We start from the raw sequence: 20,633 nt of genomic DNA, 5'->3' as shown, positions 1-20,633 counted from the left end.
CGACCTCCTCCTGTCGCCGGTTCGTGGGAGGATGACCGTGTGCGTTTGTATCGGGATGAGGCGGTCGTGGTGCGCCAGCACAAGCTGGGTGAGGCGGACCGTATCGTCACGCTGCTGACGCGCAGGAACGGGCTGGTCAGGGCGGTGGCCAAGGGGGTGAGGCGGACCAAGTCCAGGTTCGGCGCCCGGCTGGAGCCGTTCTCCTACATCGACGTGCAACTGCACCCGGGCCGCACGCTGGACACCGTCACCCAGGTGCACACCGTCGAATCCTTCGCGGCCGACATCATCGACGACTACGGCCGCTACACCACCGCCTGCGCGGTGCTGGAGACCGCCGAACGCCTCGCGGGCGAGGAACGCGCGCCCGCGCCCCGGCTGCACGCGCTGACCGCGAGCGCGCTGCGGGCCATCGCCGCCAAGCAGCGCCCGCACGAACTGATCCTCGACGCATTCCTGTTGCGCGCCATGGGTTTCGCGGGATGGGCGCCCGCCCTGGACGAATGCGCCAAGTGCGCGACCCCAGGTCCGCACCGCGCGTTCCATGTGGCGGCGGGCGGGGCGGTGTGCGTGCACTGCCGTCCGCCAGGAGCGGCCACTCCCGCACCGGGCGTTCTGGATCTGCTCGTCGCCCTGCTGAAGGGGGAGTGGGACTACATCGAGACGGTGCCCGATTCGGTCCGCCGCCAGGCGAGCGGATTGGTCGCCGCTCACCTGCAATGGCATCTGGAACGTCAGCTGCGGACGTTGCCGCTCGTCGAGCGCACCAGGACGCCGGCGCCCGCGGGCCACGCAAGCTGAGACTTCGGGCAGGTCGGCGGCCTGTTCGCAGGCACGGCGATGGCACGACCGCCCGGTCGGCGGGGAGATCCGCGGAGGTCGTCTCACCCCGCGAGCCCGATCAGGCAGGATAGAGGCCGTGATCCTCCGTCGAGACTCCTCCACCGCGACCAGGTCGAGCCGCGCGGGCCGCACCGTCCGCCCGCCGTCGCCGCATCCCTCGGGCGCGCGACCGCCGCAGCTGCCGCCGGAACTGGTGCCCAACCACGTGGCGCTGGTCATGGACGGCAACGGCCGGTGGGCCCAGGAGCGCGGGCTGCCGCGCACCGCGGGACACGAGCGCGGCGAGGCGGTGCTGATGGACACCGTCGAAGGCTGCATCGAGATCGGCGTGAAGTGGCTCTCGGCCTACGCCTTCTCCACCGAGAACTGGCGGCGCAGCCCGGACGAGGTGCGCTTCCTGATGGGCTTCAACCGCGATGTGATCCGCCGCCGCCGCGACGAGATGCACGAGATGGGTGTGCGGGTGCGCTGGGCCGGACGACGACCGCGCCTGTGGCGCAGCGTGATCAACGAACTGGAGATCGCCGAGGAGCTCACCCAGGACAACACCGTGATGACGCTGACCATGTGCGTCAACTACGGCGGCCGCGCCGAAATCGCCGACGCGGCACGGGAGATCGCGCGGCGGGTGGCGGCGGGCGAGATCGATCCGGAGAAGGTCACCGAGGCGACCGTCGCGCGGTTCCTCGACGAGCCGGACATGCCCGACGTCGACCTGTTCCTGCGTCCCTCGGGCGAATTCCGCAGCTCGAACTTCCTCATCTGGCAGTCGGCCTACGCCGAATACGTCTACCAGGACACGCTGTTTCCCGATTTCGACAGGCGCAACCTGTGGGAGGCCTGTCTCCAGTACGCTTCGCGTGACCGCCGCTTCGGCGGCACGAAGTGAACGGCGGCACGACGATGGACGCAGCGGTCACCCCCGACCAGGAGCTTCAAGCGCGGGCGGGTGCCTGCCTTTCCCAGTACGACGTCGACGTGCGTGTCGACTCGGATGGTTCGCTCGGTTTCGAGTACGAGGGCGCCCTGTGCTCACTGCGCGCGGTGAATCTGGCGCCCGGCCTCGACGTGGTGTCCATGACCTGCGTGCTGGCCTGGGACCGGCCGCTGAAACCGCAGCTGCACAAGCGAGTTGCGGAGCGCAACAACAACTTACAGTTCGGCTTGCTCACCGTGATCGGTCACGGCAAGCTCGCCGACGTCATCCTGCGCTACACCTTCCCGGCCGCTGGGCTGAACGACCAGGCGCTCACCACGATGCTGCTGCTCGTCCTCTCCGGCGCGGGCCGCGCGCGCCAGGGCTTGCTGCCCTGAGCGGTCCCGCCGAGTGCGGACGTTCACCCTCAGCGGGCGGCGGGTTTGCTCGTCGGGATGAGCAGGTCGACGCCGCGGGCGAGGGTCTCGGGGTCGAGGTCGCCCAAGATCAGGTGTTGCAGGATGAAACCGGGCAGGAAGCCGATGATCGCCTTGGCCACGGCGTCGGTGTCGGCGTCGGGCGGTAGCCAGCCGTTCTCGCGCATGCGCACGGCGTAGTCGCGCCAGACGTCGCGCATCGCGTACATGGTTTCGCGCACCGGCTCGGCTGCCCCGTCGTGCACCAAGGCCAGCGCCCACGCCTGCGGCGCCAAGCGCACCGGGCCGTCGGGCCCACTGCGGCGCACGACTTCCTCAGCGATGCCGCGTACCAGCTCAGCGGGCGTCGGCAGCGGCTCGGAGCGCACCGCCTCGGCCATCGCCCTGCGCAGGTCGACGGTGGTCTGGGTGGCCAGCGCCGCGATGATCTCGTTCTTGCTCTTGAAGTACCGGTAGACCGCACCGGCGGAAAGCCCCGATTCGGCGAACACGTCCTGCATCGAAGTCTCGAAGAAGCCCTTGCGAGCGAAGCACAGCTGCGCGGCGTCGAGGATCTGCTGTCTGCGGCGTTCCAGGTGCTCTTCGCTGACTCGTGGCATGAACCCAAAGTAAAACGAATATCCGTTCTTGACAACATGATCCCCCCGTGCGACGGTGGTGACATCGAAAGAGAACGAGCATTCGATTTATTGGGAGAACGTCATGAAAACCATGCAGCGAGCGGTCGCCCTCGGCCTGGGCGCGGCTTTGCTCCAGGCGCTGATGCTGATCGCCTTCGCATGGCCCGCGGCCAATATCGCCCCGCGTGACCTGCCCATCGCCGTCGCCGGTCCGCAAGGGGCCGCGGTCGCCGAGCGGCTCGGGCAGCACGACCCCGACGCCTTCGAGATCACCACGGCTTCCGACGCCGCGGCCGCGCGTGCCGCCATCGAGAACCGCGAGGTCTACGGCGCGATCGTCACCGGAGGGGGAGCGCCGACGGTGCTCGTCGCCTCCGGAGCCAGCCCCGCGGTGGCCCAGCAGCTCACCGCCATCGCCCAGCAGCTCTCCGGCGTGCCCGGGGCAGCGGTCGAGGACGTGGTCGCCGCCGATCCGGACGACCCGCGCGGCGCCGCGTTCGGCGCGATGGTGCTGCCGCTGGTGATGTCGGGCCTCGCGGCGGGCGTCCTGCTCAGCCTGCTGATCCCGACGGCGGGGGCGAAGGCGGCCGGACTCGTCAGCTTCGGTCTGGTCGGCGGACTGCTGAGCGTGGCGATCGTCCAGGGCTGGATGTCGGTGCTGCCGGGCAACTACCTCGCGCTGGCCGCCGTCGCAGGGCTGGTGTCCTTCGCGGTCGCGGGCACGGTGGCAGGGCTGGCCGCGGTCATCGGTCCGCCCGGTATCGGCGTGGCGGCGCTGACCATGCTGCTGGTCGGCAATCCGTTCTCGGCCGCCACCTCCGCGCCGGAGCTGCTGCCGCAGCCGTGGGGTGCGATCGGCCAGTTGCTGCCCCCGGGCGCTGCGGCCTCGCTGTTCCGCTCGGTCGCCTTCTTCGACGGCGCCGGAGCCGCGAAACCGCTTGTGGTGCTGGCGGTCTGGGCCGCCGTCGCACTCGCTCTGCTCGGTGTGGCCGCGCTGCGCGGTCGCGGCGCCGACGCTCAGCGGGAGGCCGCGCCGACGGCCGAACCCGTTCCGGCGACCTGATCCGGCAACACCGAAGGCCACCCACTTCCCGGATCGGGGAGCGGGTGGCCTTCGGTCGTGAATCGATCAGTCGCAGGGGGTCTCGGCGCAGGTCCGGCAGGTACCGAAGACCTCGATGGTGTGGCTCACGTCGGTGAAGCCGTGTTCGCTCGCGATCGCCTCGGCCCACGCCTCCACCGTCGGGCCCTCGACCTCGACGGTGCTGCCGCAGCGCCTGCAGACCAGATGGTGGTGGTGGCCGGTGGAGCACTGCCGGTAGACCGACTCGCCGGAGTCGGTGCGCAGCACGTCGACGAAGCCCGCGTCGGCCAGCGACTGCAAGGTGCGGTAGACCGTGGTGAGCCCGATGCCCTCGCCGCGTTTGCGCAGTTCGTCGTGCAGTTCCTGCGCGGAGCGGAATTCGTCGATGTCACCGAGCAGCGCGGCGATCGCACTGCGCTGGCGCGTGCTGCGTATCCCGACCGGCTTCTGTGGATCCAACGTCTTCTCCTGCACGGATCATCCTTCCTCGGCGTGCGCGACGGCGTCGACGACGATGTGTGCCAGGTGGTCGTCGACGAGTTCGTAGAGGACCTCGCGGCCGGACCGCTCGCCGTGCACGACGCCCGCGGACTTCAAGATGCGCAGATGCTGGCTGACCAACGGCTGGGTCACCCCGAGCGCGTCCACCAGCTCGTGTACGCAGCGCGGCGATTCCCGAAGCTGGAGCACGATGGCGATGCGGACGGGAGCGGCGAGCGCGCGCAGCAGCTCACCGGCGTCCTCCAAGACGGTGCGCGCGGGTACCGGCGCGGGCCCGGGGGATCGATAGGGTGTGTGCGCGTGCGCTGCGGCCGTCTCGGCGGTCATCGGAACCAACTCCTTATTGGAAAGCGATCCCATTTTGATATGCATAGTTGCGCATGTCAAACGCGGCGCGCCGGGTGCGGGGGTAGGCCGCGGATCACCGGCAACCGTCCTCGGTCGGCAGCGGGATCGTCGGGTCGAAGTACTCCTCGCTTCGGCGCGTATGCGCGACCGTGGCGCCGGTCTCCCGAGGGTTGTTGTAACCCGGCGCGAGGAAACCCCGTTCGGATTGCGCGCAGTCGACCGAGTAGCTGAAACCGCGCGCCTCGCCGAACCAGACGCCCCGTGCGTCGGCAGCGTACTTCGGATCATCGATCCATCGGTACTCGATCTCCTGCCGCACCACCGCCACGATGTCCATCGGGCCGTCGATCTTCTTCGGATCGGGAACGTCGAAGGCGTAGGCGACCAGGTAGTTGGTCCGGATCGCCAGCTCGCCATGCTCGTTGACGGTTGGAGTCATCCACCCGGTGACGCGCGGCTGCACCGGAAGCAGCCGCGCCCCCTCCGCGATCCGCTCGGCCACGTACCACGATTCCTTCTCGTTGCCGGGCGCCAGATCCGGCCGGAGTTTCTCGACCAGCGCGGGCGCGAGCTGGTCGAGTATCGGGCTCGGATCGCGGGTCTCCAGCACCGTGCGATCCAGTCGCGCGGTGATGATCAGCCTGCGCACGCGCTCCATGAACTGCCCGACCTGCTCGGCGGAGTACGGGCCGACGGGATGCGCGGGCGGCGCTTCGATGCCGCCCGCGCCCTCGCGCCACATGGCGGCGGGCGTGTCGGCGAACGGCCGGGTCAGGTCGACCTCCGCGCGCGTCCGCAGCGGCGCGGTCGAGGTGGTCGTCGCGCTCGTCGTCGGTGCGCTCGTGCTCGGCGCGGTTCCGTCCAGGAAGGCGAAGCCCGCCCACACCAGTGCCACCGCGGCGCTGAACGAGAGCGCCGAGAGCAGCGCGCCGCGGCTCGGCAGGGTCAGCCCGCGCGCCTTGCGCGCCCTGGTCGCGCGCCGGTGGTCGCGCAGCGCGCGGCGCTCGGCCTCGCGCGCCCAGTCGGCGTCGAACAGATCCGGTGGCAAATCGGCCACGAGCCCACCCCCAGTGCTCCATGCCGAATCGTTCGGGGTTCAGCACCCCACCCCGCCCCGGCCGTTTTCGGCAAAAACGTTGGCGCCGGGGCATTCCCGGCAATCCGTCGAAACATGATCGCACCTGGTGGACGGGTGCGCGTCCCGGGGCCGAGGTGTGCGCGGTGGAAACTCGTCCGGGCGGGACCGCCGACACGATCCGGCTCAGACGACTGGCGGTGCAAAGTCGGTTGCGTGGTGCCGATAGGCTTGGACGCAATCCCTAGTCTTGTCCGAAGGCTATTGGATTGTGTGAAAGCTAATCCAACTCACAGTGGATGGAGAAATCTCGCGTGGCACCCAAGTCGAAGGTGGACACCGTTGCCAACCTCGCCAAGCGCCGGGGTCTGGTGTACCCGTGCGGTGAGATCTACGGAGGCACCAAATCGGCATGGGACTACGGTCCGCTCGGCGTCGAGCTGAAGGAGAACATCAAGCGGCAGTGGTGGCGGGCCATGGTCACCAGCCGCGAGGATGTCGTCGGCCTCGACTCGTCGGTGATCCTGCCGCGCCAGGTGTGGCAGGCCTCCGGCCACGTCGAAACCTTCACCGACCCGCTGGTCGAGTCGCTCATCACGCACAAGCGCTACCGGGCCGACCACCTGCTGGAAGCCTACGAGGAGAAGCACGGCCACCCGCCCGCCAACGGCCTCGCCGACATTCGCGACCCCGAGACCGGCGACCCTGGCCAGTGGACCGAGCCGCGCAACTTCTCCGGCCTGCTCAAGACCTTCCTCGGCCCGGTGGACGACGAGGAGGGCCTGCACTACCTCCGCCCGGAGACGGCGCAGGGCATCTTCGTCAACTACAAGAACGTCGAGACCACCGCGCGCAAGAAGCCGCCGTTCGGCATCGCCCAGATCGGCAAGAGCTTCCGCAACGAGATCACGCCGGGCAACTTCATCTTCCGCACTCGCGAGTTCGAGCAGATGGAGATGGAGTTCTTCGTCAAGCCGGGCGAGGACGAGCAGTGGCACCAGTACTGGATCGACACCCGCATGGCCTGGTACACCGAGCTCGGCATCGACCCGGAGAACCTGCGGCTCTACGAGCACCCGAAGGACAAGCTGTCGCACTACTCGACGCGCACCGTCGACATCGAGTACCGCTTCCGCTTCCAGGGCAGCGAATGGGGTGAGCTGGAGGGCGTCGCCAACCGCACCGACTTCGACCTCAAGACGCACTCGGAGCACTCCGGCACCGAGCTCAGCTACTTCGACCAGGCGAGCAACGAGCGCTACATCCCGTACGTCATCGAGCCCGCGGCCGGTCTGACCCGTTCGCTGATGGCGTTCCTGGTGGACGCCTACACCGTCGACCAAGCGCCGAATGCCAAGGGCGTGATGGAAGAGCGGATCAGCCTGCGCCTCGACCGCAGGCTCGCGCCCGTGAAGGCTGCCGTGCTGCCGCTGTCCCGCAACGCCGACCTGACCCCGAAGGCCAAGGACCTCGCCGCCCAGCTGCGCAAGCACTGGAACGTGGAGTTCGACGACGCGGGCGCGATCGGCCGCCGCTACCGTCGCCAGGACGAGATCGGCACCCCGTTCTGCATCACCGTCGATTTCGACACCCTGGACGACCAGGCCGTGACCATCCGCGAGCGCGACTCGATGGCGCAGGAGCGGATCGCGCTGGACAAGGTCGAGGGCTACCTGGCCCAGCACCTCATCGGCGTCTGAGTTTTCCGCGCGACGACCCGCGACCGGTGCACCGGTCGCGGGTCGTCGCGTTTCCGCGGTGTTCGACTCGACCGCGCGATGATCGAATCGCGTTCAGTGGCAAGGGGTCTGGTCGATCCCGTAGCGGTCGTGATGCATCGCCTCGCCCACGTGCCGCTGCCTGCCGAGCGGCGTCAGGTCCAGGTAGTTGTGCGTGCCGATGAGGATGTCGCCGCCGCGGCTGTAGGACGAATAGGTGTGGAACACCGCGTCGTCGTCATCGCGCCAGAAGACGCTGGTCCCCGGCTGCTCGCCCTCCGCGTGCCAGGTCTGGCCCTTCTGCTCCAGCTCGGCCTTGCTCAGGTAGTTGTACTCGACGGGCGCGATCGACTCGTCCAGCGTGACGTGGAAGTCGTAGTTGAAGTCGCCGCCGAACGAGGAGTACATCGGGAACGCCCAGCCCATCCGCTCCCGGTAGAGCCGCAACGATTCCCACGGTCCGCGCGAGACGGATGCGAAGGTCGTGTCCTGCGCGTGCAGGTGGGCCAGGTGGCCCACGTTGTCGAGCACCATCGCGCAGCTCGGGCATCCCGCGTCGAGATCCCAGCGCCACATCATGTGGTAGACGATCAGCTGGCGCCTGCCGTCGAACAGGTCGGCCAGGCTCGCCTTGCCCGACTCGCCCTCGAAGACGTAGTCCTTCTCGATACGGACCATCGGCAGTTCGCGCCGCGCCGCGGCCAGCGCGTCCTGCCTGCGGGTGAGCTCTTTCTCCTCGGCGAGCAGTCGCTTGCGCGCGCTCAGCCATTCTTGCCTCGACGCTTCGGCCGGACGGGTCATGACGGTCCTCCTCGAATTCGGCGCACTTGTTCACCTGGGTAGACAGGATCGGCGCGCGGAATTCATCGGTCGGCCGTCAGCCGAGCGGAACGTCCCAGAACGCCAGTTCGTGGCGCATGCCTTCGCGGAAGAGGAGCTCGGCGCGCCCGGGATCGACGCCGGACTCGTCGAGCATCTGGGCGCAGCGGCCGGTCAGCGCGGCGAAGCCGGGGTCGGCGTAGGTGTCCACCCAGCGCCGAAAGCGTGGCTCGGCGGGCGGGTCGGCGGCAAGCTGGCCACCGAGCGTGGCGTACCCCCACATGCACGGGTAGAGCGCGGCCAGACCTTCGCCGTAGTTCGCGGCCGAGTCCAACAGGAAGGCGGTGTAGTCCGCGCACGGGCCGCCTTTGACCGCGCCGTCGAGATCGGCGCCGAACTCGGCGGCCAGCGAGCGGTGCAGGGTTAGCTCGTCGTGGAAGGTGGCGTGCGCCAAGTCGACCAGGTCGCCGAGATGCGCGGCGGGCGCCTGCCAGGCCAGCCTGCTGAACACCCGCACGTAGTCGAGCAGGAACAGGTAGTCCTGCTCCAGCCACGACCGGAACACCGGCTCGGGCAGGTCGCCCGCGGCGATGCCCGCCACGGTCGGGTGCGCGCGCTGCGCGGCGACCAGCGGGCCGCCGATGTCCTCCAGATGTGCGGCGAGACTCATGCCCGTCAGTCTTCCGTACTGTTCGGTTTGCGCGGAACCCCGGCGGTGCCGCACGCTGGGCGTGTGCGGTGGACAGTGGACGATACGGTGCGGGTGCTCGCGCCGTCCGAGCAGCGTTTCGTGCGGCACGCGACCTACACCGGTCGCTCCGTTCTGGTCGAGGGCGACCTCGACATCGCCGTGCTGCGAAGCGCATTCGGCGCGCTGCTGCGCACCCATCCGATCCTCGCCTGCCGCATCGGCGAGGATGCCGCCGGTACCGGTCATCTCCTGCGTCCAGCCGGCGACGCGGTGGGGGCGTGGATCCGCGCCGGTGACGCCGCGACGATCCGGCTGCCGGACGAGACGCTCGATCCGGCTGTTCAGCTCGCCTACCTCGACGTGGTGACCGAGGACGCCCGCGCGCGCGTGACGCTGTACGCGCACCACGCCGTCGCGGACGCCGGCCACTGTGTGGCACTGCTCGCCGGGCTGTGGGACCGCTACACCGACGAGGTGTCCGGGGTCGCAAAGGACGTTGCGCCGCAGGACTATCCGCGTCCGCTGGAGTGGTACGCCGCCCGGCACGGCATTCCCCGGTCGGCGGTGTCCGGGCTCGAGTCCGCGTCGCGGCCGCTGGCGCATCCGCCGGTCCTGCCGCCCGATCCGCCGGCTCCCGCGCCCGCCGCGCTGGCGCGGCCGGAGCGGACCATCCTCGAGCCGGAGGCGACGGCGCGGATCGTGGAACTGGGGCGTCGGCACGGCGTCACCGTCAACGCGCTGCTCACCGCCGCGCTGCTGCGGGCATGCGCGGGCGAAATCGCCTCGGAGCCGGGAGTTTCGGAGCGCGCCGATTCCGGGCGGGTCGATACGCACTCGCGTGATGCGGGGCCGGGCGATTCCGTGTCGCTGGGGTGCGTGTACCCGGTGGACATGCGCGCCCGGCTGAATCCACCGGTGCCCGCCGCCGACGGCACCAACATGGCCGGGCTCGCCGCCTTCGCCGCCGACGTCACCACCGCGACCGACGTAGTCGAACTGGCGCAGCGCATTTCGGCGCGGCTGCGCCACGACCTGGCCGAGGGCATCGTGCAGCAGTCGGTGCTGCACTTCCCGGAGTTCTTCGGGTCCACCGCGATTCATTCGCTGGCCGGGCACATCGCGGTGACCAACACCGGCAGGGTGCCACGCTTCCGCACCCCGCCGGAACTCGCACTCACCGATTACGAGATCGTCTACCTCTCCGCCCACCCGCGCCCGTCGGCCGGACCGTCGGCGGCCGTCACGTTCCTCGTCTACACCTTCGCCGACCGCCTCAGTATCGGCGTGCTCGGTGGCGGACGGCTCGCCCCGCGACTCCCGGACGCGGTCACCCGCGAACTCGCTCACCTGGCGGCCGTGTCGATCGACGCGTGACGGGCTGACGGCTGGCCGAGTTCGCCGATTCGTGGACAATGCTGGAGAGAACATCGAAGGCGATGCGGCGGAAGCGGGTGTTTCGGCAGTGCGGACGAACGGAAAGAGCGGCGGCCTCGGAGCGGCCGCGGTCGGAGTGGCCGCGCTCGGGTTGGGGGAGGCGATCGCCGCCGCCGGGGACGGATCGCTGATCGACACCCTGGGCCGGGGCATGATCGACACCGCACCGGTGCCAGTCGTCGAGGCAACTGTCGCGCTGTCGGGTAGGCACGACAAAGAGATCGTCCGGCTCGGTGTCGGTGCGGGCGCGATCGCCGCGACCACCGCGCTGGGCGCGCTGCCGCCGCGGTTGCGCGCACCGGCCGCGGCGGCGTTCGGGGCGGGAGCGGCGGCGCTGGCGCTGCGCACACCGACCCGGTCCGCGTCCACGGTCGCGGGCGCGTCGGCGGCGGGCGCGGTGCTCGCGGCGGGATTGCGCAAGCGACCGCGCGGCTTGCTCGGCGCGCTGGCATGGACGGCCGCGGGCGCGGGATTGCTCGCCGCGGCGTTGACCATGCACCGTGATCGGGATCGCGTGCGCAACAGTGCGATTCGCAACCTCGGCCCGCTGGGCGGCATCGGCCTGGTACCGGACGACGGCCTCGACGAGCCCGGTCTCTCCCCGCTGATCACCACGGCGGGCCGGTTCTACGTCGCCGACGTGAACCTGCGTCCGCCGCGCATCGATCCGGACCGCTGGCGGCTGGCCGTCACCGGCATGGTCGCCCACCCGCTGCGGCTTTCGCTGGCCGAATTGGCCGCCGACGCGGTGGAATTCGACGCGGTCATGGTCTGCGTGCACAACCGGGCCGGTCAGGGCAGGGCGGGCAACGCGCGCTGGTTCGGCGTGCCGCTGGCCCACCTGCTGAAGCACGCCATTCCGGAGCCCGCCGCCACCCGCCTGATGACCCGCGCCGTGGACGGCTACACCATCTCGCTGCCGGTCGAGCCGCTGCGCACCGGAGAACTGCCCGGCTACCTGGTGATCGGCATGAACGGCGCGCCGCTGCCGCCCGAGCACGGGTTCCCGGCCCGCGTCTTCGTGCCCGGACTCTACGGTCAGTACACCGGCGCGAAATGGCTGTCCGAACTGGAACTCACCGACGACAGCCACACCGACTACTGGGTGCGCCGCGGGTGGCCGACGGATCTGCTGTGGGTCGAGCCGCACGCCCGCATCGACACCACCGCCCCGGGACGCACGATCGCGGGCACGCTCACCGTCGCGGGCGTCGCCTGGGCCCCACCGCACGGCGTGGCGGAGGTGGAGCTCAGCGTCGACGACGGCGCTTGGCGCCCGGTCGATCTCGGTACCGAACTGGCACCCGCCGCCTGGCGTCGGTGGCGCACCACCCTCGAGCTCCCACCCGGCACACACACGCTGCGCGCCCGCGCCATCAGCCGCTCCGGGCAGGTCCAGGAAAGCGCCACCCGCGCCCCGTTCCCGGTGGGGCCCACCGGAATTCACACCGTAACCGTGCAGGTCTGAGCGACTGTGCGAATCCGCGCTCCGCTCACCGGCGCGCGATCGGCTCCTGCAACTCCGTGACCCACCCGCTCGGGTCCTCGGTGAACTCCAGGGTCACCTCGCGCGCCGGGCCGTGCGAGCGGTAGCCGTTGGCGTCGATCCACCGGCCGAGCGACTGCCACGGTTCCAGCACCTCGTCCATGCTGCCGCGGTGCACCACGGTCGCGGCCTGCTCGACCGCGGGCAGGTCGACGATCGAGAAGTCTTGTCCCGCTTCGGGTTCCGCGGCGACCGGCAGGGCGGCGTGCACCAGCACCGAGCCGTCGGGGCGCTCGTCGTAGTAGGCGATGGCGGGCCCGACGGGTTCGACCCCGGCGCGCTCCAGCCGCGCGCACAACTCCTCGAACAGCGGACCCACCACGGGACCGATCGACCGCGGTTCGAAATCGCCCGCCTCGCCGGTCAATTCGGCGACCCGGACGGCAGGGACTGACTTGACGACCACATCGTGCACGGGCATGGCGCCCTCCTTCTCGATGATCCGGAGTCTCGTCTCGACCTGGACGAGCCGGTCCCGGTCCGCCGCGATGCGCTGCTCGAGTTCCGCGCGGCGCAGGATCAGCATGCCGCGCAGTTCCGCGCCGCTCACCTCGTCGTCGAGGATCCGGCGCACCTGCTCCAAGGTGAAGCCGAGCTCTTTCAGCGCGACGATCCGGTTGAGCCGGGCCAGCTGGCCCGCCGCATAGGACCGATAGCCGGTGGCCGGGTCGACCACGTCGGGCCGCAGCAGCCCGATGCCGTCGTAGTGGCGCAGCATGCGCACCGACACCCGTCCGTGTCTGGCGAAATCTCCGATACTGAACATGACGCCTCCGGTTTACGGCCTCACACGGTGTCAGGGTCAAGCGTCGCGGGCGTGCTCAGAACCGCCCGCCCCGGCTGACCCGCCGCGACCCGCTGGAACCACCGTAGGAGCCGGGCCGGTATCCGCCACCCGAGCCGTGCCGCATCCCGCCCGCCGCGCCGCGCAGCAGGCCCTCCAGCAGGATGCCGCCGAGCACCGCACCGGCCTGCGCACCGCCCGAGGGCGGCCTGCTCGTCTCCCAGGCGCGCACGTTGGCCTGCGCCTCCTGGAGCGCGTGACCCGCCAGTTCGGCCGCCGCTTGCGCGTGCCGCAGCGCCGCACCGGGGTCGGTGGCCAAGAGCCGTTGCGCCGCATCGAGATTCCGCTGCGCCTCGGAGAGCCGGGTGCGCGCGGTGGCGTCGATGCCGCCGCGGCGCGTGGTGACGAATTCGCCCGCCGCACGCACCCTGGCGCCCGCGTCGGTGAGCGCTTGGTCGAGGCGGCGGCGCAGATCCTCGGCGGCGAGTTTGCGATCGGTGGCGGCGGCGAGGGTCCGATCCAGATCGCCGTCGGCGGCCACCGCGTCGTGGAAGGCGTCCAGCGGATCGGCGTCGGCCTTGGCGGACGCTTCGTCGAGTGCCTGCCGTGCCGAGGCGGTGGCGTTGGCAAGTTCCTGGCCGCCGAACGCGGCGAGTTCGGTGGCGGCGGCGATGTCCTTGCGCAGTTCGTCCAGCACCGCGGGCAGGCCGTCGCGGGCCTGCTCGATGTCGGTCGCCGCGTTGTCGACCGCGTCCAGCAGTGTGCGCGCCTGGCCGATGGCTCCCTCCGCGGCCCGGATCGCGCCGACGGCGCCGCCCTGCTTGCCGACCGGCAGCGCCATGGCCTCGCGTCCGGCATCGATGTTCTGTTCGGCGAAGACGATCCGTTCGCGGGCCATCGCCGGGTTGTCCCGAATCGAGGCGAGAACGCTCGCCGGATGCGCGGCGGTCAGCCTGGCCAACTCCGCCTCCGACGCGGGCACCCGGCCGGTGAGGTCGACCAGATCCCTGGTCAGCGCGTCCAATCGGCTCGGCGCGTCGACCAGCAGGTCGCGCATCGCGTCGAATTCGGCGACCCGCCCATCGAGTTCGCGATCCGCGCGACCAACCGTGCCGATCAGCTCGATCAGCAGACCGCGCTGCTCGTCGGCGGTCTCGGGAATGTCGTCGTCGAGCCGCTGGCGAATGGCGAACGCCCTGGCGGCCGCGGCCTTCGCGTCGTTCAGCGCGATGGTGAACGGTGTCGCGGCCGTCGCGCCGAATTCGCCGACGGCCAGCTCCAATTCCTCGCCGCTGGTGCGCACCGCGTTGTCGAGCTCGACGAGCACCTCCCGCGAGCGCGCGTGCAGCGCCTCCAACGGAAGCGCGGCGAGGGCGGCGCTGTCGCCCGGGTCCACGCGCCGCGCGGCGTCCAGCTCGGCCCGCTGCCGATCGCGGCGGCGTTTGCGCGTGTACAGCAGCAGCGCGCCGACCGCCACCGCGACCACGAGGGCCGGGACCAGCAGCGTGCGGAAGCTCACCCCGCCCGCGCTCATCGCCGAGTTCAGGCCGTCGGCGGTCGCGATGCCCGCGGTGGCCCAGTCGCCGTCGCGCAGCGCGGGCTCGACCCTGCGGGTCAGCAGTTCCTCCAGTTCGCTATCGCTGACTCCGTCCGGCAGCTCGCCGTAGAACCAGTAGTCGCGCGAACCGGTGGCGACCGCAAGCAGCAGATCGCGGGTGCCGAAACCTGATGCGGCTGCGGTGCGTTCGGCCCACACCTCGGGACCGAGCCCGTCGAAATCGCGCACGTAGCAGATCCACAGCCGGATCTGCCGGTCGTCGTAGAGACGGTCCACCGCGGCATGCACGCTGTCCAGCTGACCGCCGTCCAACGCGCCCGCGCTGTCGACGACATAGTTGTCCATCCGGCTCGGCGGCTCCGCCGCGGCGGTCGGCGCGCCGAGCAGCGCCGTGACCAGCAGCAGGAGACAAGCCACCACCGGGGCGGTCCGGCGGGCGCGACGTTTCGGCTGCGACGGCATCCCACGAATCTATCCCCGGTTCCCGCCGAATCAGTGGATAGCATCATGGCGTGATCACGATCGAGCGCCCTTACACAGGCCACGTGTCCGCGGGATCGAACCCGCAGCAGCGCGATCTCGACGGCGCGCGCATCGTCAAGATGTCCGTCGGCGCGATGGACAACAACGTCTACCTCGTGCAATGCGCGGCCACCGGCGCCGCGCTGCTCATCGACGCCGCCAACGAACCCGACCGTATCCTCGAGCTCATCGCCCAGGAAGCGCCCGGCAAGGTCCGCCTGATCGTCACCACCCATCAGCACCCGGACCACTGGTGGGCGCTGAAGGAGGTCGCCGCCGAGCTCGACGTCCCCACCGCGGCCCACCGGCTCGACGCCGGCTCGCTGCCCGTCACCCCCGACCGCCTCCTCGCCGACGGCGACACCGTCGAGATCGGCGACCTCACCCTCACCGCCATCCACCTCAGCGGCCACACCCCGGGCTCGATCGCCCTCGCCCTCCCCGAAGAACCCGGCCGCATCCACCTCTTCACCGGCGACAGCCTCTTCCCCGGCGGCGTCGGAAAGACCCACAGCCCCGAAGATTTCACCTCCCTCTACACCGACGTCACCACCAAGCTCTTCGACCGCTACGACGACGACACCGTCGTCTACCCCGGTCACGGCGACGACACCACCCTCGGCGCGGAGCGCCCGCACCTGGGGGAGTGGCGCGAGCGCGGCTGGTGACAGCGGAACTGAAACGTGTTCTAATTTCTGGGTGACGGATGCCATCGCCGGTACCTGCGATCCCGCCTTCCGTGAGGTGCGGGAGGTGTTCGCGGCGAGCTTCGCCGACGGGCAGAACCGCGGCGCGGCGGTGGCGGTGTTCGCGGGCGGACGGCCGGTGGTCGATCTGTGGGGCGGGGTGGCCGACGCGCGGACCGGGCGGCCATGGCTGTCGGATACGCCGTGCGTCGCGTTCTCCTGCGCCAAGGCCGTCACCGCCACCGCCGCGTTGCTGGTCATGGAGCGTGAAGGGACCGGGCCGGAAGAGCCGGTGCGTCGCTGGTGGCCGGAATTCGTGGCGCACGGCAAGTATGCGGTCACCGTAGAGGACCTGCTGACCCACCGCGCGGGCCTGCCCGCCTTCGACCGGGCGCTGACCGAGTTCGACGCGGCCGATCCGGCCGCCATGGCGGCCGAGCTCGCCGCTCAGACGCCGGTCTGGGAGCCCGGCTCCAAGCACGGCTATCACGCGCTCACCTTCGGCTGGCTGGTCGGCGAGCTGGTGCGCAGACGCACCGGGCGCACCGTCCCGGAATTCGTCAGGGAGCATTTCGGCGCGGAACTCTGGGCGGGCCCGAACGAGATTTCGCGCGCAGCTCGGCTCGGCTTTCCCCCTGCCGCCCAATTGGATTGGCGGATAGAGGAGCTGCCCGAGGGCAACGCCGTGCGACGACTCGCCGAGTCGTATCGTGACCCCGACTCGCTGCTGATGCGCGGAACGACGAATCCCGCGGGCTCGTACAATGATCCGACCGTGCTGGCAGGCGGCTGGCCCGGATCCGGGCTGGTCACCACGCCGCGCGCGCTGGCCCGTTTCTACCGCGACCTGATCCATGGCGATCTGCTGCGCCACGGGACGCTGCGCGACGCGGTGCGTGAACGAGTGCGCGGCCCGGACGAAGTCCTCTCCCTGGAAAGCGCTTTCGCCCTCGGCTACATGCGGCCCTCGATGAACTTCCTGCTCCCGAAGAGCGCACGGACGACCGCGTTCGGTCATCCCGGCGCGGGTGGCTCCGTCGGCCTCGGCGACCTGGAACACGACCTCGCACTGGCATTCATCCCGAACCTGCGCCGCGACGGCCTCGCGGGCGACCGTCGCGCCTACGACCTCATCGCGGCGGTTTACGCGGCGCTCTAGCGCGGCGGCGCACAGGCGGTCACAATGCCGCCATGTCCGCCGTGCAGCCACGCCTGTCGGTCGATGCTCCGATCATCAACCGGCTCGTCCCTCGCCTCGCCGATCTGATGACCGAATTGCTCGACGCCGGGATCGCGGCGATCCCGGAGGCCGAGGGGTTGCCCGACGGGCATTTCACCGACGAGGTGATCCCCGCGATCGTGGCGGGCGCCGCGCTGTTCCTCGAAGCGCTCGACGAGGGGCGGGCCTGCACTCCCGAGGAAGTCGCCGAACTCATGGTTCCGGTGGTCCAGCGGCACGCCGAAGACCGAATTCCGTTGCGGGTCTTGATCTTGGCGTTGTTCGGATCCGTGCGGCGGCTGTGGGCGGAGGCCGGGTCGCTCGCCGAGCCGGACGACCTGCCGGACCTGCTGGCCTTCTCCGACCTGCTGCTGGACCTGCTGGCCAACGTGGCCGTGTCGATCACCGAGACGCACAGCGACGTAGAGCAGTCCATCTACGGCAGCGAACGGGAGGCCCGCAGGCTGCTGTGCGCCGCCTTGCTGCGCGGCGTCGAGACGGCCGAACTGGCCGCACGCGCCGATATCACGCTGGCCGATCGCTACGACATCCTCGCGATCCAGGTCGTCCCGTTCAACCAGGCGGGTCCGATGGTGGATGCCGTGGTGGCCCGCCGCCGAATCCGGCTGGTGCAGCAGGCGCTCGACGCGCTCGCCGGAACCACCGCGCTGAACACCTTCGACGGCACGACCGGCATCGCACTGCTCCCAACGGCCGCCGCCCCCTCGGCCGATGCGCCGTACACGGAGCTGGGCGCGGCGCTGGCGACCAGGCTCGGCGACTCCGTCGTCGTGATCGACGCCGGATCGGTGCCGCGCAGCGAGCTGGCGGCGGCCGCGAGCGAAGCCGCCGAACTCAACGATCTCGCCGGGGCCCTCGATCTCCCGACGGGCACCTACGTGCTCGACGACCTGATGCTGGAATACCAGCTGACCCGTCCGGGACGGTCGCGAGATCGACTGGCGCAACGCATCGTCCCGCTCGAACCGTATCCCCATCTGCTCGAGGCGCTCGTCGCGCACATCAGGCACGGTTCCGATCGCAAGGCGGCGGCGGCCGAAGTGCACCTGCACCCCAACAGCTTCAGTTATCGCCTGCGCCGCATCGCAACGCTGACCGGCTTCGATCCCTCCGACCCCGGCGAATCCCGGCTGCTGTCCGCGGCATTGATGGTCTACCGGCTCTACCCGCCCGCCGCGAGTGCGAACATCGACTCGAATTGACGGCGGTTCGTTCCGCGTGACGAATACGGCGGGCCGTATTCTCGTATCAGTGCAGTGACACCGACTCAGACGGTTGCCAATACTTGTGACACGATCACAATGTACGAGAAGGGTCGCCACCATGAACTCGGTCGACGTGGACCGTTCCGCCCAACACCCCCAACCGAATCCGCTGCGCACCGACTTCCCGGGCGGCAGTCGCCGCTCCCGGCTGCTCGACGCGGCGATCCGGTACTCCGTGCGTCCGCTCATCGCGCTCTGGTCGCGCTATCCCGATCTGCCGTGGCCGTACGACGCGGTCGACCATCTCGGGCGCGCGCTGCGCACCTCGCCAGGGCTGGTCAGGCAACGTATCGCCCTGCCGCACTGCGCAGCCGAACTCACCACGCCGCGCGTCGTCGACGACACCCGGTTCGTGCTCTACCTGCACGGCGGCGCGTTCCTCATCGGGAACCGGGCACTGCACCACCAGATGATCGGCCGCTTCGCCGACCTGCTCTCGGCGCGCATCCTCGCGCCCGGCTACCGCAAGCTGCCCAAACACGGTATTGCCGACGCGGTTTCGGACTGCGTCGACGGATACCGGCACGCGCTCGAGATGGGCGTCGCACCGGAGAACATCACGTTGATGGGCGATTCCGCGGGCGGCTACCTGGTTTTCGTCACCGCTCTGGAGATTCGCGATCAGGGCCTGCCGATGCCCGCCGCGATCGTCGCCATGGCGCCGCTCACCGACTGGGATCCCACCGCGAAGCTCGCGGCGCCCACCGGCGGCGTCTGTGCGGTCTTCCCGGTCCGAGCGGTGCCGATGTTCGGCATGCTCGCCGAGCGCAACTGTGGGACAACGCCTTTGGTTTCCCCCGTGCACGCCGACCTGACCGGGCTGCCGCCCACCCTGATTCAGGCCAGTTCCAGCGAATTCGTCTATCCCGACGCCGAACTCATGGCGGCCCGCCTCGCCGAGCACGGCGTGCCGTGCGAACTGCACATCTGGCCGGGACAGGTGCACGTGTTCCAGGCGGCGGCCTCGATCGTGCCGGAAGCCGCGCAAGCCGTCGCGGAGATCGGCGGGTTCCTCGATCGCACGCTGTGGCAGCGCTCCGAACGCCGCAGCGCCTGATTCCGAATACCACTTCAGCCCACTGTATTTCGACACTCAGGAGATCCCACCGGGATGACCGACCCGAAAAGCGAGTTGCTCGCCGAACTGACCGAGCCGCGCGAGATCCTCGACCAGCTCACCGACGAGGAGGCCACGACCCTGCTGACCCTGCTGCGCCGCGCCGAAGAACAGCAACGGCAGAGCCTCGACGCCGCCATCGACGCGGCCTTCGACGTGCTGCCCCGGCTCGTGCGCATCCCGGCCCGCAAGATCCTGTTCGGAAGGTAGACGAGACGATGACCGATCTGCTGACGCGCGGCCAGCTGGAGATGCTGGCCCAGACGCTGAACGCCGACCCCGCCGACCTCGCCGGACTGACCCGCCTCGGCGCGCAGAATCTGTGCGAATTGCGGGAGCGCATCTCCGACCGGCTCTTCGATGCGCACGCGGCCACCTTCGCCAGGGTGAGCAAGCTCGCACCGCTGATGCCGAACGCTCTGGCCGCCAAGGTGACGCTCCAAGCGGTGCCCGCCGAGGTCGGCGGACGGGCCGGGGGAGCGCTCGGCCTCGACCACCCCGAGCGGGCGGCGGGAATGCTCGGCGAGCTCACCCCGGAGTACCTGGCCGACGCCGCGCCCTATCTGGATCCGCGGGTCATCCCGGTGCTCGCCCCTCGGGTGCCCGCGGAGGTACTCGTTCCCACCGCCAACGAGCTGCTGCGCAGGCGCGATTACGTCACCGCGTCGCGGTTCCTCGAGCACGCCACCGACGAGCTGGTCCGCGGCTTCGAGCGCGGCATCGCCGACGACGAAGGGCTCCTGCGCACCGCCGCACTGACACCGTCGGCGGATCGGCTCAACGACGTCGTCCGGGTGCTGCCCCCGGCGCGTCGCGGTGCTATCGTCCGAGCCGCCTCGGCGAGCTCGGACGAGACGTTGATCGCGGGCATCTCGGTGCTGTCCCGGCTGGAGCCGGAGCTGCGCCGCGAACTCGGCGACGAACTCCTCGACGACCTCGACGACGCGGGGCTGGACCGGCTGCTCACCGTGGCCACCCGAGACGAAGCGGCGGTCGAGCTGCTCACCGTGTTGTCCGAGGTGGACGGACGCCATCTGCGGGCCATCGCCGAACAGCTGAGCCGAGGCGACGGCGCGGTGGTCGGTGCGCTGCTCGACCAGGCGACCACGCCGGCGGCACGGCGCACGCTGCATGCCATCGGCGAGCTGCTCGAGCCTGCCGAGCGGGCTGATCTCATCGATCTCGTCGAACGGACGAAATAAGGACCCTAACGTCGCGCCTCCGCCTCGTATCGCTAGGCGAGGGCGGATTCGCCGGGGCGACAGTGCGATTCGCGACGGCCGGGCCGGGCCGATGCATTTCCCGGCGGTGGCTGCGCGCTGCGGAACGGATTCCGCCGCGTACCGATGCGGCCACGCCCGCGGCGCAGCCCCGCCGGGTGTCGGGGTGACCTGGCAAACTTGGTGGCGTGATTTCGGCACCCCCGCGC

The 20,633-nt window shown here is 70.3% G+C and carries 21 protein-coding genes; 13 read left to right on the top strand and 8 right to left on the bottom strand.

Annotated features, from left to right (window positions below; all coding sequences use genetic code 11):
* Positions 1-39: 39 nt before the first annotated feature.
* The 3 genes from recO (at position 40) to AB0H50_RS19540 (ending at position 2,157) form a co-directional block, all read left to right on the top strand.
* A complete protein-coding gene (recO, locus tag AB0H50_RS19550) occupies positions 40-801 on the top strand; it encodes a DNA repair protein RecO (protein WP_357454275.1) in 762 nt (253 codons plus the stop codon).
* A gap of 121 nt (positions 802-922) precedes the next feature.
* Positions 923-1,732, top strand: coding sequence for an isoprenyl transferase (locus AB0H50_RS19545; RefSeq protein ID WP_357455312.1), 810 nt, complete (start codon positions 923-925; stop codon positions 1,730-1,732).
* Positions 1,733-1,746: 14 nt separating this feature from the next.
* On the top strand, positions 1,747-2,157 hold the full coding sequence (locus AB0H50_RS19540; RefSeq protein ID WP_357454272.1) for a hypothetical protein: 411 nt from the start codon (positions 1,747-1,749) through the stop codon (positions 2,155-2,157).
* A 29-nt stretch (positions 2,158-2,186) separates the two neighbouring features.
* Here the strand turns inward: AB0H50_RS19540 and AB0H50_RS19535 are convergent, their stop codons facing one another.
* Complete coding sequence (locus tag AB0H50_RS19535) at positions 2,187-2,795, bottom strand: TetR/AcrR family transcriptional regulator (protein ID WP_357454270.1); 609 nt, start codon at positions 2,793-2,795, stop codon at positions 2,187-2,189.
* Between the two features lie 103 nt (positions 2,796-2,898).
* On the opposite strand from AB0H50_RS19535, the gene AB0H50_RS19530 reads away from it, so the two are divergent.
* On the top strand, positions 2,899-3,879 hold the full coding sequence (locus AB0H50_RS19530; RefSeq protein WP_357454267.1) for a hypothetical protein: 981 nt from the start codon (positions 2,899-2,901) through the stop codon (positions 3,877-3,879).
* A gap of 66 nt (positions 3,880-3,945) precedes the next feature.
* Here AB0H50_RS19530 and AB0H50_RS19525 read toward each other — a convergent pair whose 3' ends face one another.
* From AB0H50_RS19525 to AB0H50_RS19515, 3 genes are all read right to left on the bottom strand, one after another.
* Positions 3,946-4,374, bottom strand: coding sequence for a Fur family transcriptional regulator (locus tag AB0H50_RS19525; RefSeq protein WP_357454264.1), 429 nt, complete (start codon positions 4,372-4,374; stop codon positions 3,946-3,948).
* Positions 4,375-4,377: 3 nt separating this feature from the next.
* Entirely contained in the window at positions 4,378-4,728 is a 351-nt protein-coding gene (locus AB0H50_RS19520; protein WP_357454261.1) for a metalloregulator ArsR/SmtB family transcription factor, read from the bottom strand.
* A gap of 94 nt (positions 4,729-4,822) precedes the next feature.
* Entirely contained in the window at positions 4,823-5,806 is a 984-nt protein-coding gene (locus AB0H50_RS19515; protein WP_357454258.1) for a hypothetical protein, read from the bottom strand.
* A 332-nt stretch (positions 5,807-6,138) separates the two neighbouring features.
* Here AB0H50_RS19515 and AB0H50_RS19510 point away from each other — a divergent pair, with 332 nt between their 5' ends.
* On the top strand, positions 6,139-7,524 hold the full coding sequence (locus AB0H50_RS19510) for a glycine--tRNA ligase (RefSeq protein ID WP_357454255.1): 1,386 nt from the start codon (positions 6,139-6,141) through the stop codon (positions 7,522-7,524).
* A gap of 93 nt (positions 7,525-7,617) precedes the next feature.
* Here AB0H50_RS19510 and AB0H50_RS19505 read toward each other — a convergent pair whose 3' ends face one another.
* Both AB0H50_RS19505 and AB0H50_RS19500 read right to left on the bottom strand, forming a co-directional pair.
* Positions 7,618-8,343, bottom strand: coding sequence for a DUF899 domain-containing protein (locus AB0H50_RS19505; RefSeq protein WP_357454252.1), 726 nt, complete (start codon positions 8,341-8,343; stop codon positions 7,618-7,620).
* A 76-nt stretch (positions 8,344-8,419) separates the two neighbouring features.
* Entirely contained in the window at positions 8,420-9,031 is a 612-nt protein-coding gene (locus tag AB0H50_RS19500; protein ID WP_357454249.1) for a TenA family protein, read from the bottom strand.
* A 63-nt stretch (positions 9,032-9,094) separates the two neighbouring features.
* On the opposite strand from AB0H50_RS19500, the gene AB0H50_RS19495 reads away from it, so the two are divergent.
* Positions 9,095-10,426, top strand: a complete 1,332-nt coding sequence (locus AB0H50_RS19495) for an acyltransferase (protein WP_357454246.1) — start codon at positions 9,095-9,097, stop codon at positions 10,424-10,426.
* Between the two features lie 88 nt (positions 10,427-10,514).
* Positions 10,515-11,954 carry a molybdopterin-dependent oxidoreductase gene (locus AB0H50_RS19490; RefSeq protein WP_357454243.1) on the top strand — a complete coding sequence of 480 codons (1,440 nt, stop codon included), beginning with the start codon at positions 10,515-10,517 and terminating at the stop codon, positions 11,952-11,954.
* A 25-nt stretch (positions 11,955-11,979) separates the two neighbouring features.
* Here AB0H50_RS19490 and AB0H50_RS19485 read toward each other — a convergent pair whose 3' ends face one another.
* Together AB0H50_RS19485 and AB0H50_RS19480 are read right to left on the bottom strand one after the other, a co-directional pair.
* On the bottom strand, positions 11,980-12,798 hold the full coding sequence (locus AB0H50_RS19485; protein ID WP_357454240.1) for a MerR family transcriptional regulator: 819 nt from the start codon (positions 12,796-12,798) through the stop codon (positions 11,980-11,982).
* 55 nt (positions 12,799-12,853) lie between these two features.
* Positions 12,854-14,836 carry a TPM domain-containing protein gene (locus AB0H50_RS19480; RefSeq protein WP_357454238.1) on the bottom strand — a complete coding sequence of 661 codons (1,983 nt, stop codon included), beginning with the start codon at positions 14,834-14,836 and terminating at the stop codon, positions 12,854-12,856.
* 50 nt (positions 14,837-14,886) lie between these two features.
* Here AB0H50_RS19480 and AB0H50_RS19475 point away from each other — a divergent pair, with 50 nt between their 5' ends.
* From AB0H50_RS19475 to AB0H50_RS19450, 6 genes are all read left to right on the top strand, one after another.
* Positions 14,887-15,564 carry an MBL fold metallo-hydrolase gene (locus tag AB0H50_RS19475; RefSeq protein WP_357454235.1) on the top strand — a complete coding sequence of 226 codons (678 nt, stop codon included), beginning with the start codon at positions 14,887-14,889 and terminating at the stop codon, positions 15,562-15,564.
* A gap of 31 nt (positions 15,565-15,595) precedes the next feature.
* The gene (locus tag AB0H50_RS19470) at positions 15,596-16,741 is read left to right on the top strand and encodes a serine hydrolase domain-containing protein (RefSeq protein WP_357454232.1); all 1,146 of its coding nucleotides are present in this window, start codon (positions 15,596-15,598) and stop codon (positions 16,739-16,741) included.
* A gap of 32 nt (positions 16,742-16,773) precedes the next feature.
* A complete protein-coding gene (locus AB0H50_RS19465) occupies positions 16,774-18,024 on the top strand; it encodes a helix-turn-helix domain-containing protein (protein ID WP_357454229.1) in 1,251 nt (416 codons plus the stop codon).
* 121 nt (positions 18,025-18,145) lie between these two features.
* A complete protein-coding gene (locus AB0H50_RS19460; RefSeq protein WP_357454226.1) occupies positions 18,146-19,144 on the top strand; it encodes an alpha/beta hydrolase in 999 nt (332 codons plus the stop codon).
* A 54-nt stretch (positions 19,145-19,198) separates the two neighbouring features.
* Positions 19,199-19,414, top strand: coding sequence for a hypothetical protein (locus AB0H50_RS19455; protein WP_357454223.1), 216 nt, complete (start codon positions 19,199-19,201; stop codon positions 19,412-19,414).
* A gap of 8 nt (positions 19,415-19,422) precedes the next feature.
* Entirely contained in the window at positions 19,423-20,406 is a 984-nt protein-coding gene (locus AB0H50_RS19450) for a hypothetical protein (RefSeq protein ID WP_357454220.1), read from the top strand.
* Positions 20,407-20,633 lie beyond the last annotated feature (227 nt).

Origin of the sequence: Nocardia sp. NPDC050793, from assembly GCF_040654065.1 — a bacterium.
Classification (GTDB): Bacteria; Actinomycetota; Actinomycetes; order Mycobacteriales; family Mycobacteriaceae; genus Nocardia.
This window is presented reverse-complemented; position numbering and strand designations above follow the sequence as displayed.

What these genes read in the sequence shown, in the direction of transcription:
- AB0H50_RS19540 (WP_357454272.1), top strand. Translation starts at nt 1,747, where the DNA reads ATGGACGCAGCGGTCACCCCCGACCAGGAGCTTCAAGCGCGGGCGGGT.
- AB0H50_RS19535 (WP_357454270.1), bottom strand. Translation starts at nt 2,795, where the DNA reads ATGCCACGAGTCAGCGAAGAGCACCTGGAACGCCGCAGACAGCAGATC.
- AB0H50_RS19530 (WP_357454267.1), top strand. Translation starts at nt 2,899, where the DNA reads ATGAAAACCATGCAGCGAGCGGTCGCCCTCGGCCTGGGCGCGGCTTTG.
- AB0H50_RS19520 (WP_357454261.1), bottom strand. Translation starts at nt 4,728, where the DNA reads ATGACCGCCGAGACGGCCGCAGCGCACGCGCACACACCCTATCGATCC.
- AB0H50_RS19505 (WP_357454252.1), bottom strand. Translation starts at nt 8,343, where the DNA reads ATGACCCGTCCGGCCGAAGCGTCGAGGCAAGAATGGCTGAGCGCGCGC.
- AB0H50_RS19500 (WP_357454249.1), bottom strand. Translation starts at nt 9,031, where the DNA reads ATGAGTCTCGCCGCACATCTGGAGGACATCGGCGGCCCGCTGGTCGCC.
- AB0H50_RS19485 (WP_357454240.1), bottom strand. Translation starts at nt 12,798, where the DNA reads ATGTTCAGTATCGGAGATTTCGCCAGACACGGACGGGTGTCGGTGCGC.
- AB0H50_RS19480 (WP_357454238.1), bottom strand. Translation starts at nt 14,836, where the DNA reads ATGCCGTCGCAGCCGAAACGTCGCGCCCGCCGGACCGCCCCGGTGGTG.
- AB0H50_RS19465 (WP_357454229.1), top strand. Translation starts at nt 16,774, where the DNA reads ATGTCCGCCGTGCAGCCACGCCTGTCGGTCGATGCTCCGATCATCAAC.
- AB0H50_RS19460 (WP_357454226.1), top strand. Translation starts at nt 18,146, where the DNA reads ATGAACTCGGTCGACGTGGACCGTTCCGCCCAACACCCCCAACCGAAT.
- AB0H50_RS19455 (WP_357454223.1), top strand. Translation starts at nt 19,199, where the DNA reads ATGACCGACCCGAAAAGCGAGTTGCTCGCCGAACTGACCGAGCCGCGC.
- AB0H50_RS19450 (WP_357454220.1), top strand. Translation starts at nt 19,423, where the DNA reads ATGACCGATCTGCTGACGCGCGGCCAGCTGGAGATGCTGGCCCAGACG.